Origin of the sequence: Herbaspirillum sp. 1173, assembly GCF_031455335.1 — a bacterium.
Lineage (GTDB): Bacteria > Pseudomonadota > Gammaproteobacteria > Burkholderiales > Burkholderiaceae_D > Herbaspirillum > Herbaspirillum huttiense.
This window is the reverse complement of the sequence record NZ_JAVDSP010000004.1, coordinates 198,746-209,798: the sequence shown is the minus strand read 5'-3', so window position 1 is coordinate 209,798 and position 11,053 is coordinate 198,746. Positions and strand designations below refer to the sequence as shown.

Below are 11,053 nucleotides of genomic sequence, written 5' to 3'. Positions count from 1 at the left end.
TTCAGGCAGAGAGGGCAAGAGGATCGGCGGCGCTGGCAATGGCAGGCGTGGCAGGCGGATGCAACGCGAACCAGGCGCGCGCCTCGCGCGGATGAACGGCCATGCCGTGCAGCTCCATGATGCGCATGCCGCGCTCCGCGCCACGGTGATAGAGGGTGCGCATGATGCGGGTGGCCATCAGGCGCTTGCGTACCAGCTGCATCATCAGCTTGGTGTGGCCGAAGGGCGCAATCCAGTCGAGGATCCACAGGCGCTCGCCGCTGCTCCAGTCTTCCTGCCGCATCTGTTCCGGCGAGTGCTGCAGGTAGCGCGCTTCCGCCGCCTCGTCGAGATCGGCCCAGCTCATGTAGAACACCGGCTGGCCGCGCTCGGAGACCAGCACGAAGCGGCCTTCCTTGATCGCCGGCAGCAGCAGCGTGGAGAGCGTATGCAGCGGCACATTGCGGTGGCGCGCTGAATGCAGCCACAGCCAGGCCGCCGAGCCGAAGGCGGTGGCTTCGTTGAATTCGCCCGCCAGCAGGCGCGGCGCGAGGATCTCGAAACGGGGAGCGGGTGTCATGAGCATCAGTAGGACCAGGTGAGGGAGAAGCCGGCCGTGAGGCGGGCCGTCTCAAGACGTTCAGGTTTGGAAACCGGTGTGCCGGCGAAGGCTTCCCACGACAGGCTCTTGTAGCCGCCGCGCAGGCCCGCTACGGCGCCCGCCAGGTGCTTGCCAACCAGCAGTTGCGCCGAGGGTCCGGCGACTTCGCCGTAGTCGAGGCCGATGAAGAATTCCTGGCCGCTGCTGCCCAGTGCGGCCGCCAGCTCATTGCGCACGAACCAGCCGTGATCGGCGAGCAGGGTCATCTCGCCATCGAAGCCGCGCACGGTGTAACGGCCGCCGATGGAGAAGCGTTCCTGCGGTGCCAGGGCGGTACCATTCCATTGGCCGCGTGCGGCCAGCGTGTAGCGCAGTGCCTGTCGTCCCCATGGCGCATCGAGGCTGAAGGGCTGGCTCAGGTTGAGGTCGAGCGTGGCCAGCGAGAAACGCGCGCTGCCTTCGCCGAAGACGTCTTCCGGTGCCGGCAAGGCCGAGAATGCACCGGTGCCGCGCCGGTAGGCCAGGCTCAGGTCGAGCGCGCCATCGGCGATGAATTCACGATGCGCCACGCCCAGCTCCCAGCCGGCAGTGCGGCGGCGCTGGACCTCGATCTCGGTATCGTTGACGAAATTGCTGGCACGCCGCAGGAAGGCCTTGGCCGAGACCGACGTCTTGCGCGAGGCATCGCGATAGACCATGCGGGCGAGCTTGATTTCGCTGGTCTCGCTCTGGCCGCGATAGAGATAGGTCTGCGTCAGGCCGGCGATGGTCTGGTGGTAGTCGCTGCTGCTGGTGGTGAAGCCCAGGTTCCAGTAGCCGAAGGGCAGCGAGTAATGCACGGTGCTGCCGCGCGATCCGCGCGGGCCGGCATGGCCGCCGCCCAGATCATGGTTGACGCTGACGTAGAACAGGTCATTGAGGGTCCACCAATTGTCATAGGACAGGGTAATGCTGCCCTGGTATTTGCCGGTGGCATCGGAGCCGCTGTCGTCGACCGAGACCGCCAGCCGCAAGGGAAAGGCCTGCCGGTAACTGATGACCAGATCGCTCTGGCCGGGCAGTGCGCCTTCGCCCTGCGCAGGTTCAAGCTTGATGTCGGCTTCGGCGGTGGGGACCCGCTTGAGATTTTCCAGACCCTGTTCGATGTCGCGCAGGTTGAGCAGCTCACCGGGACGGACCGGCAAGGCATTCCATTGCGTGCCGCGTGGATCGGCATCGGCGGCGAAGCGTATCTGCCGCACGCGGCCCGGCAACAAGGTCAGCATCAGCACGCCGCTGTTGAGATCCTGCGGCTCGGCCAGCACCCGCGTGGTGATGTAGCCGCGCGCGACGATGGCGTTTTGCAGGCGTGTCATCAGGGCATTGATGCCTTGCACGCCCAGGCAGCGCCCGTCCACTGAGGCCTCGTCCCCGAGCAGCCAATCGAAACGCGCAGCCTCCTCACCCCGCAGTTCCACGCGCCGGATCGGATAGCACGGTGTCTCCTGCGCAGGCAGCGGCAGTGCGGGCGCGGCCGGCTCTGCGGGCAGGCGGACGTCCGGTGTGGTTTCCTGCTGGCGGCGCAGTGCGCGTTCGCGCTGCTGCTCGCGCTGATACTGCTGCGTGGCCGGATCGGTCTGTGCCTGCGCGTAGTGCGCCAGGCCCCACTGGCCAAGACTGAAAGCGAAGGACAAAGCGGTCGCCAGCCTGCGTGGGCGCGAAGGGCCCCGCAAGACTCCCTGAGGATCTTGTTTCATGATTTTTAGTTGTGGTTCGGGCGGTGCTGAACGGGTGCGGACCTGTCACCCCTGATGGTCCGTCTGCCTGTTTGCGGCGACATTTCCACAAGGAAAATATGCCGAGCGGCAATTTTACCCAACTTTACAGTCTCGCCAAACAAGAATTCGTTCGGCTGTTGCAAATCATGTTAATTGATGCAAAGTCACCAATAGTCCCTGAGATGTGAACTCAATGAATCTGTATGGCAACGAAAACGGACTGATTGTCCTCAATGGATCAGCGGGGAGCTATATGCCCTGAGGGCAGGAAGGAGGGCCGGCGTGCAAATAATTCAGCGCAGCACAAATGCCGGGACGCGCAGCACAACTGCGCGTCCGGAGAGATCAGGAATGGAGAGACAAGGCGCGCCGTACCAGTTCGGCAGGCGAACCATCATCACGCAAGCCAAGCCGGCGCGCGATGCGGTCATCAAGTACGGGATAGCGGCCAAACACCGCCTCCACCGGCTCTTGCGGGGCATAGCGCACAAGCGCAGGTCCATCCACGCGATACAAGGCCGAGAGCGTTGCGACCACTTCCTGCATGGATAGCCGCAATACGGGCAAGGCCCAGGTGCGTTCCATGTGGCACTCGGTATCCAGCATCGGATCCATGACCGCCGCATGCAGCAGGTTCTCCGCACAACGTTGTGCCGACATCCACCACGCAGTGGCCTGCGGTCCGACCGGCAGCGTCACGGACTCGCCCGCCGCCAGCGCATGCAACAGCTCGCTCATGAAGGCCGAGACCAATCCCGAGGCAGCACGCGGACGCGCCACGATGCCCGGCAGGCGCAGCGAACGGCCATCAAGCACACCACGGCGCGTGGCATCGGCCAGCAGGATTTCGCAAGCCCGTTTGTGCGCGCCATAAATCAGCGCCGGACGCGTGGGCGTGGCCGGGGTGACCGGGTCCGGCAGGGGCGTGCCATATACCGCGATGGTGCTGGCATACACCACCACCGGCGGCGCACTCCCCCTTGCCCTGCCTTCGGCCAGCAAGTTGAACAGATCCAGCGTGGCATCCAGATTGACGCGGCGGCTCAAGGCCGGATCGGCTTCGGCCGCACCGCCCGGCACCGCTGCCAGATGAAAGCAGAGATCGGCACCGAACTGTGACAGGCGTGACTGCACCTGCGCATCCTGCAATTCACCCTCGATGCATTCGACGGACTCGGGCAGCAAAGGCAAGGTGCGATCCATCGCCGCCAGCCGCGTAATACGCTGTTGGCCGACCTGCCCCACCTGTTGCAGCAGCTGCAGCAGGATCGCGCCGATGAAGCCGCCCGCGCCAGTGACCAGGACCCTCATGCTGCCTGCACCACGCGTTGCTGAACGATACCGAAGGGACCGGGACGGCCATCCTCGTAATGCGCCTGCATGCGCACCTCATCGCCGAAATGCATGAAGCCGGTACGGATCTCGCCGTGATCGATCTTCTCGATCACGCGCCGCTCGGCGATGCAGGCTGAACCGGCCGCGCGCGCCACATTGGAGACCGTACCCGAGCCAATGATGCAGCCCGCGGTGAGGCGACGGCTGTGCGCCGCATGCGCGATCAGCTGTCCGAAGGAAAAATTCATTTCACCGCCGTGCGGTTCGCCAAAGCGCGCGCCATTCCACTGCACCTGCAAGCGCATCTGCACGCGGCCATCGTGCCAGGCATCGCCCAGTTCATCGGGGGTGACGGCAATCGGGGCAAAGGCCGTCGAGGGCTTGGCCTGCAGGAAGCCGAAACCGGTCTTCATCTCATGCGGGCCGAGTGCGCGCAGGCTCCAGTCATTGAGCTGCACCACCAGGCGCACGGCCTGCAGGGCTTCGTCCGGTGTCGCACCCATGGCGACCGGCCCGACCACCACCCCGAACTCGCCTTCGAAATCGATGCCTTCGGCTTCCGACCGCAGCGGTACGTCCTGATGCGGTCCGAGGAAATCATCGCTGGCCCCCTGGTACATCACGGGCACGGTATCGAAATACGGAATCGGCGGTGTCTTGAAGGCTTCTTCCATCAAACGTCCGTGATTGAGGAAGGCGGACGCGTCCAGCCATTGCGGTGCACGCGGCAGCGGTGCCATGCACAGCTGCGCATCGAAGGCGATGGCACCATCGGCACGGCCCTCATTGAGGGCCTGATAGCGCTCGGCCAGGGCGGGCGTGACCTCGTCCCAGCGCGCCAGCGCATCGATCAGGGTGCGCGCAATCTGCGGCACCGGCAAGGCGGTGGCGGCATTGCGCGCGACCAGTACCAGCGCGCCATCAGGCGTGCCGTCGCGCAGGGTGGCGAACTTCATGGCTTACGCTCCCTTGGCGAGTTGGGCGGCAATGGCCGGCTCATACTCGCCATCGACCAGGATGAACAGCATGCGGCAAGGCTTGCCGGAACGATTGGCCCAGGCGTGATTGGTGCCACGCTGCACGACCACGCTGCCGGGTTTCAGGGCGACTTCGCCACGATCCAGCACCAGCGTCATCTCGCCGTCGATGACGATGCCGTAGTCCACCGATTCAGTACGGTGCATGAGCGGATGGGGCGAGTCGGTCTGCACGGTGGATGCCGAAGCTTCGCCGATCTGGCTGAAGGCCTCGTGCATCTTGCTGTTGGCGCTGGCGAGAAACTCCTCGGTGTCGGGCGGGATGTCGACGAAACGCATGCGTGTGCCGCGCGCCGGGGGCGACAGCACCAGTGCTCCCAGGCTGGGATCAGGGCCATTGTCCACGCGCGCGGGCGTGGCGCTGGTGCTCCAGACCTCATGGAACAGCGTGCCGGGAATGGCGGCCACTTCGACCACGGTCGGCAGCGGACCGTCGCTGCTGATGATGGATCGGCCTTGCGCATCGTGGCCGGTGACGACGCGGTGTATCGGGGGGAAGGACATCATGGGCTCCATTGAATCGCTTGTATCGTCTGAATCGCTTGTATTGCTTGAATCTGCTGATGGCTGTCCGTGCGGCGGCGGGTATCAGGTTTCGTCGAAGATCGCGACCGCGCGCGTCCAGCCGGCACTGGCCCCACGGATCTTGTGCGGGAAGCAGCTGATGGTGAAGCCATGCGCCGGCAGGGCTTCCAGGTTGTGCAGTTTTTCCAGGTGGCAGTAACCGATGTCGCGGCCGGCCTTGTGGCCTTCCCAGATCAGGGACTTGTCGCCGGTCTCGGCTACCCGTTGCGCGGTATAGGAGAACGGTGCGTCCCAGCTCCAGGCATCAGTGCCGGTCAGGCGCACGCCGCGTTCGAGCAAGTACATGGTGGCTTCGTAACCCATGCCGCAGCCGGCACCGAGATAGTCACGGTGACCGTAGCGCGAGCCGGCGCGGGTATTGACCACGACGATGTCGAGTGGCTGCAGCACGTGGCCGATGCGCTTGAGTTCGGCCTCCACATCGGCGGCGGTGGCGACGTAGCCATCGGGGAAGTGACGGAAGTCCAGTTTCACGCCAGCCTGGAAGCACCATTCCAGCGGCACTTCATCGATGGTGATGGAGGGGCGCGCGCCGCCATTCTTTGCGTCTTGCGTGGAATGGAAATGCCACGGTGCATCCAGATGCGTGCCGTTGTGCGTGGTCAGCGTGACCCATTCGGCCGCTGCGGCCTCGCCATCGGGATAATCCTCGGGCTGCGTGCCGGGCAGCATGGCCATGAATTCGGGCAGGGTGTCGGCATGCTTCTGGTAAGTGATCTTCGGGGCCAGCGGGGGCGGGTCGGAGAGCACGTCGTTTTCAAGATAGATGGACAGGTCGACGAAACGATGACGGCGACGCGTCTGCAGGGATGCGGTCATGCCAGAGCCTCTTGAGGTTGAACGGCGACTGCACGCGGCAGCCGCGAGAAACAGATCGATGCCCCCACGCCCAGCACCACCGCCACCGGACCCAGGCTGCCATAGCCCCAGCCCTGCACCAGCGTGCCGCCGAGGATGGGGCCGATGGCCGCACCCGTCATCAGCATGGCGGGCGTGGCAGCCATGGCACGGCCGCTGCGGTCCAGACGGGCCATGAGGCCGAAGGCGAAGGTGTGCGTGAAGATCATCACGGCAGCAAACACTGACGCCGCTGCCGCATAAGGTGCAAAACGCAACGAACTCATGATCACCACCACCAGCAGCGCTTGCACCAGCGGGCCGGCCATCAGTACGCTGCGGGCGGGCAGCCGCTTCTCCAGCAGTGCGGCCAGCGGTGCGGGCAGCAGGTTGACGAAGCCCAGCGCGATGAGCACACCGGTGACCGCTTCCAGTCCGAAGCCGCGATCACTGCCCACGCGCTCCAGGAAACTGAAGGTCATCGATTGCACCAGCCCCATGCAGGCGATGCCGGCAATGCCGTACCAGACCTGGCGCGGCACCGGCTCGCGCGGCTTGGCGACACGCGGCAGGCCATCCGTCTCCGGACGGGGAAACGCCAGGGCACAAGCCAGCGCACCCATGGCCATCACCCCCGCGAAGAGATAGAACAAGGCAGGACCACCCACGCTGGCGATGATCGGCGGCGCACTGCCCAGGAACAGGATGGCAAACAAGCCCAGCGCGATACCCACCAGCGCAAAGCCGCGATGCGGATTGCTGCCGCGCGCGATGGTGCCATGCGTGACACTGAGCGAGAGCCCGGTGGTGATGCCGCACGCCGCATGCAGCAAGGCCAGCAGCAGGTAGTGCTGGGTCTGCGCCGCCACGGCGAACAACAGGGCCGAGAGGCCGAAGCCGATTGCCGCCTTCCAGCGTGCCGTCTCGGGATCGAAGCGAGGTGCCAGCACGGCACTGGCCAGCACCGCGCCGCCCAGGAAGAGCGAGGCCAAGAGGCCCGCCTGGCGGGCATCGAAGTGGTAATGCGCCACCAGCGTGCCGACCCAGACCGGCAGCGCCACCAGGTCGATCATGCCGGCGCAGTGCGCCAGCATCAGCGCAGCCAGGGCGCGCTTGGAATAGGTCGTGATCATCTTGTCTCCTCGCGTCGTACGCAGGTTGCTGAAGCGTTAAGCGTTAATCGTTTATATTTTTTATATTGATGAAAAAAATCAGATCGGCTGGACCAGCGCCGCGTGCGATTCGCGCATGATGCGCGAGTGCTCGTCCTTGTCGCCGCCCCCGACCTCGATCTCGCCCAGCCGGGCCGAGTTCTCCACCACCATGCGGCAACGTTCCCAACGGCGTTCCTCGAAGGCCGACAAGGCCAGCGATACGTTGCCGTTGCGCGCCAGTTCGTCGGCCAGCACCAGCGCATCCTCAATGCCGATGCAGGCACCGGAGGCCAGGTGCGGCGTGGTGGCATGCACCGCATCACCGATCAGCACGACGCGGCCCTGATACCACGGACGCGGCAGCAGCAAGCCTTCCAGCGGGCGGAAGATGATGCGGGCGTTGTCGTCGAGCTGGTCGCGGATGGTCTTCAAGACCGGGGCGCTGAAGTCTTCCAGCAGGCCGCGCAGGCGCGCCACGAAGGTGGCCGGATCGACGTGGTCGTTGACCGGACGCGGCTCGGTGACGAAGAGGTACATCTCGTCTTTCGACACCGGATTGACGCCGGGCTTGATTTGCGGCCCCATCCACATGGTGCAGGTGGTGATCTCCGCCGGACGCGGCAGGATGGCGCGCCACACGGCCTGGCCGCTGTAGCGCGGCTTGGGTGCGTTGGGGAAAAGATGGGCCCGCAGCTTGGAATAGAGGCCATCGGCACCGATCACCAGATCATAGCGGCGGGTCTGGCCATCGGTGAAGTCGACCTCGACCTCGTCGCCGATCTCACGCAGCGCCGTGAAAGTGCAGCCCAGGCGCACGTCGGTGCCCGAGGCGCGGGTGGCATCGGCCAGGATGCGCGCCAGTACCGGACGCAGGATGGCACCGCCGCCGGGTACGTCGGGCGAGGCCAGGCGAGGGGTGGGCAGCTCGGCGATCTGCGGGCCGTGCGGCAGGCACAGGCGCACCCCATCACCGGCCGCGCCTTCGCGCAGGAAGGCATCGAGCACCCCGAGTTGCTTGAGCGCACGCAGCGTGGCCGGGCCGAGGCTGATGCCGGCACCATAGTTGCGCCACTGGGGATCGAGTTCCACCAGGTCGACCTGGGCGCCACGGCGGCGCAGGTCAATGGCGGCCGATGCGCCGGAAAAACCGCCGCCGATGATGAGGATGCGTTGGGCTGCGAGTGTCATGGTGTCTCCTGAATCTTTTTCTTGATGAGTGGATCGTCTTCGCCGGTGGCCAGGTGCAGGCCGCCGTCGTCATCGATGCGCAGCGCCACCGGCGTGAGCGAGTCGCCCAGGCAGGGGCCTAGCGTGCACACGCCGGTGAGCGGATCGAACAATGCGCCATGGGCGGCACAGACCACGTGCTGCCCGCTGGCATCGAGATAGGCATCGCGCCGCCATGGCAGCGGTGTGCCGTGGTGCGGGCAGCTGTCTTGCCAGGCCCGTACCTGGTCGCCCCGGCGCAGCAGGAAGATGGTGGCCTGCCCTGCCCCGCTGGTATCGAAACCGCGCGCGCCGTCCTCGGGCAATTGCGTAACATGGCACAGGTACATGGCTGTCTCTCCCGCTATGCCCGGCAATCAGTGTGCTGCGCCAGGCGGCGGCGGGCCGCCCGGTGCCCACTTCTCGCGGTACTGGAACAGGAACAATTGCGAGGCATCGGCACCCATCGGTGCTTCGCGCGCGGCCCATTGATCGTCGTGCAGGTCCATGTCGGCGTCGTATTCGACGTGGCAGCCCAGCGGCGAATTGAAATACCAGAACCAGTTGCTGCCGAAGCGATGGCGGCCCGGCCCCCAGAAGCTTTGATAACCCTTTTCGACGAAACGGGTGCCGGCCAGCAGCACCTCGGTCGGGCCGCCCATGTGGAAGGTGAAGTGTTCGCAGCCCTTCATGAAGGGCGGGGTCTGGATCATGAACAGCGTGTGGTGATCCAGGGTCCCGGCCGGACGCAGGAAGGGACCCACGCCGGTGAAGCGATCGGTGCAGACGAAACCCAGGCGCTGATAGAAGGCCTCGGCCTTGGCCGCATCCGGCACGAAATACACCACGTGCGACAGCGTGCGCGGCAGGGCTTCGCCCTCGGCGGGCAGGCCCAGCTGGTTCGGTGCGCGCTGGGCATCGCCGGGGCCGTTGACGCGTTCCGACTTGATGTCGAGCGCACGGCGCACGGTGACCTGGAAGGCCAGCGCAAAGCCCATGTCGTCCACGCTGCGCACCACGCCATCGCGGCGGCTGACTTCGCGGTCACGGCGCAGTTCGGTTTCGATGGCATCCAGCGTGGCGACGTCGGCCACGCCATAGACGGTTTCGCGCAGCAGGCTGGCGGTGCCCATGGGGGGCGGCAGCGTGGCGTCGTCCTTGGCGCGCAGCACGATGGCGGTACCGTCGAGGGCTTCGTAACGGTCGTTACCACCCTCCTTGAGGCCATAGTCGAGCAGGTACTGGCGGCAGGCGGGCAGATCGTCCACGCCAAAGACCAGGGCATCGGGTCCAATGATGTTCATGCGGATTTCCTTGTGATTGACTCGGTGTTTCGTTGCTGCACGGAACGCATCAGCGCTTGGTGCGGCCGCCCAGGGTCTCCGCCACCCAATCGGCGATGACATGGCCGGCGTTGATGGAGTTGTCGAAGCTGGCGTGCTGGGCGCCGCCTTCGCGGTCGGTGAAGATCTTCAATTCGCGCTTGGGACTGTTGACCAGCTGTTCGTAGGTGCGGTGCGCCCACTTCAGGGGAATCTGCGTGTCCTTCTCGCCGTGGGTGACCAGGAAGGGCACGCGGATCTTCTCGACCACGCCATCCAGATGCACGTCTTCGGCGATGCGCATGAAATCGTCGATATCCTTGGCACCCCACACCCAGCAGACGTGCTGCCAGTAATGCGGTACGGGGAAATCGCCCTCTTTTTCCAGGCGCTTTTTCTGTACATCGCGCCAGTCGTGATTGGCACCCCACACCACACCACAGGCAAAGCGCGGCTCCATGGCCACCACGCGCGGGCAGTAGTAGCCGCCCAGCGAGACGCCTTCACAGCCGATGCGGCTGGCATCGACATCGTCGCGCTGTTCCAGCCAGTCCACCACGTGGCGCGCCCAGTGCTCGGCATCGAAACGTGCGGTCATGCCGTGCAGGCGCAGGGCTTCGCCGGTGCCGGGCTGGTCGATCACCAGCGACGAGACCCCGCGCTCGGCCAGCCAGCCGGGCAGGCCGACCAGGTATTTCATTTCCTTGGTCGAATCCAGGCCATTGAGCTGGACCAGAATCGGGGCAGGCCCCTGTACATTGTTCGCGCGGGTATAAAGGCCCGAGATGACCTTGCCTTCGTAAGGAGTCTCGACGCGCTCGCAGTTGTCACCGGCCAGCGTGATGCCGCGCTGGAACACTTCCAGGAAGCGGCGATACAGCTCAAGCCGGCCCGGTGCACCGTGACCCTGCAGGCGTTCGCAGGTCAGCAGGTAGCTGGCCGCGCGCTTGTACTTGGCACCGGCCGAGAGCAGCCGGCCGCGCGCTTCATCCTCGGCGGCCAGGCTGCAGAGCTTTTCTGCCATGTCCGCCCAGGTGGCGCGGAAGGCGGCGGTGCCTTCGGCGTCAGGCTGTTTGGCCGCCTCCTGCAGGGGGGCGCACATGGCTTCGATTTCGCCGATGCGTGCGCCCATCTCGATGGCGAGATCGACGGAAAGATTCCAGACATAGTTCGTCGGGAAGTAACGGAACATGGTGTAACTCCTTTGATGATGAGTGATACGGATGGACGGCTGCGCGGC

At 65.3% G+C, this 11,053-nt stretch carries 11 protein-coding genes; all 11 read right to left on the bottom strand.

Going from position 1 to position 11,053, the window contains the following annotated elements; all coding sequences use genetic code 11:
- Nucleotide 1: 1 nt before the first annotated feature.
- Complete coding sequence (locus tag J2X56_RS15625) at nucleotides 2-559, bottom strand: toxin-activating lysine-acyltransferase (protein ID WP_310160787.1); 558 nt, start codon at nucleotides 557-559, stop codon at nucleotides 2-4.
- A 5-nt stretch (nucleotides 560-564) separates the two neighbouring features.
- A complete protein-coding gene (locus J2X56_RS15620) occupies nucleotides 565-2,316 on the bottom strand; it encodes a ShlB/FhaC/HecB family hemolysin secretion/activation protein (protein ID WP_209567856.1) in 1,752 nt (583 codons plus the stop codon).
- Nucleotides 2,317-2,682: 366 nt separating this feature from the next.
- Nucleotides 2,683-3,648 (bottom strand): NAD-dependent epimerase/dehydratase family protein, encoded by a 966-nt coding sequence (locus J2X56_RS15615; protein ID WP_209567858.1) that lies wholly within the window; start codon nucleotides 3,646-3,648, stop codon nucleotides 2,683-2,685.
- Nucleotides 3,645-4,628, bottom strand: coding sequence for a fumarylacetoacetate hydrolase family protein (locus J2X56_RS15610; protein ID WP_310160783.1), 984 nt, complete (start codon nucleotides 4,626-4,628; stop codon nucleotides 3,645-3,647). The genes J2X56_RS15615 and J2X56_RS15610 overlap by 4 nt, the downstream gene beginning before the upstream one ends.
- Nucleotides 4,629-4,631: 3 nt before the next feature.
- Nucleotides 4,632-5,213, bottom strand: coding sequence for a cupin domain-containing protein (locus tag J2X56_RS15605; RefSeq protein WP_310160782.1), 582 nt, complete (start codon nucleotides 5,211-5,213; stop codon nucleotides 4,632-4,634).
- An 84-nt stretch (nucleotides 5,214-5,297) separates the two neighbouring features.
- Complete coding sequence (locus J2X56_RS15600; protein ID WP_034331966.1) at nucleotides 5,298-6,113, bottom strand: cyclase family protein; 816 nt, start codon at nucleotides 6,111-6,113, stop codon at nucleotides 5,298-5,300.
- Nucleotides 6,110-7,264 (bottom strand): MFS transporter, encoded by a 1,155-nt coding sequence (locus J2X56_RS15595; RefSeq protein WP_204724936.1) that lies wholly within the window; start codon nucleotides 7,262-7,264, stop codon nucleotides 6,110-6,112. The genes J2X56_RS15600 and J2X56_RS15595 overlap by 4 nt, the downstream gene beginning before the upstream one ends.
- A 78-nt stretch (nucleotides 7,265-7,342) precedes the next feature.
- Nucleotides 7,343-8,473 carry an FAD-dependent oxidoreductase gene (locus tag J2X56_RS15590; protein ID WP_310160777.1) on the bottom strand — a complete coding sequence of 377 codons (1,131 nt, stop codon included), beginning with the start codon at nucleotides 8,471-8,473 and terminating at the stop codon, nucleotides 7,343-7,345.
- Nucleotides 8,470-8,841: a Rieske (2Fe-2S) protein gene (locus J2X56_RS15585; RefSeq protein ID WP_034331963.1), complete on the bottom strand. Its 372-nt coding sequence runs from the start codon at nucleotides 8,839-8,841 to the stop codon at nucleotides 8,470-8,472. Before J2X56_RS15585 ends, J2X56_RS15590 begins: the two co-directional genes overlap by 4 nt.
- Nucleotides 8,842-8,868: 27 nt before the next feature.
- Nucleotides 8,869-9,795 (bottom strand): VOC family protein, encoded by a 927-nt coding sequence (locus tag J2X56_RS15580; protein ID WP_121044492.1) that lies wholly within the window; start codon nucleotides 9,793-9,795, stop codon nucleotides 8,869-8,871.
- A gap of 49 nt (nucleotides 9,796-9,844) precedes the next feature.
- Entirely contained in the window at nucleotides 9,845-11,005 is a 1,161-nt protein-coding gene (locus tag J2X56_RS15575) for a prolyl oligopeptidase family serine peptidase (protein WP_310160774.1), read from the bottom strand.
- Nucleotides 11,006-11,053 lie beyond the last annotated feature (48 nt).

Bases quoted from the DNA above. Each gene is read 5' to 3' on its own strand.
- J2X56_RS15625 (WP_310160787.1), bottom strand. From the start codon at position 559: ATGACACCCGCTCCCCGTTTCGAGATCCTCGCGCCGCGCCTGCTGGCG.
- J2X56_RS15580 (WP_121044492.1), bottom strand. From the start codon at position 9,795: ATGAACATCATTGGACCCGATGCCCTGGTCTTTGGCGTGGACGATCTG.
- J2X56_RS15600 (WP_034331966.1), bottom strand. From the start codon at position 6,113: ATGACCGCATCCCTGCAGACGCGTCGCCGTCATCGTTTCGTCGACCTG.
- J2X56_RS15595 (WP_204724936.1), bottom strand. From the start codon at position 7,264: ATGATCACGACCTATTCCAAGCGCGCCCTGGCTGCGCTGATGCTGGCG.
- J2X56_RS15585 (WP_034331963.1), bottom strand. From the start codon at position 8,841: ATGTACCTGTGCCATGTTACGCAATTGCCCGAGGACGGCGCGCGCGGT.
- J2X56_RS15620 (WP_209567856.1), bottom strand. From the start codon at position 2,316: ATGAAACAAGATCCTCAGGGAGTCTTGCGGGGCCCTTCGCGCCCACGC.
- J2X56_RS15605 (WP_310160782.1), bottom strand. From the start codon at position 5,213: ATGTCCTTCCCCCCGATACACCGCGTCGTCACCGGCCACGATGCGCAA.
- J2X56_RS15610 (WP_310160783.1), bottom strand. From the start codon at position 4,628: ATGAAGTTCGCCACCCTGCGCGACGGCACGCCTGATGGCGCGCTGGTA.
- J2X56_RS15575 (WP_310160774.1), bottom strand. From the start codon at position 11,005: ATGTTCCGTTACTTCCCGACGAACTATGTCTGGAATCTTTCCGTCGAT.
- J2X56_RS15615 (WP_209567858.1), bottom strand. From the start codon at position 3,648: ATGAGGGTCCTGGTCACTGGCGCGGGCGGCTTCATCGGCGCGATCCTG.
- J2X56_RS15590 (WP_310160777.1), bottom strand. From the start codon at position 8,473: ATGACACTCGCAGCCCAACGCATCCTCATCATCGGCGGCGGTTTTTCC.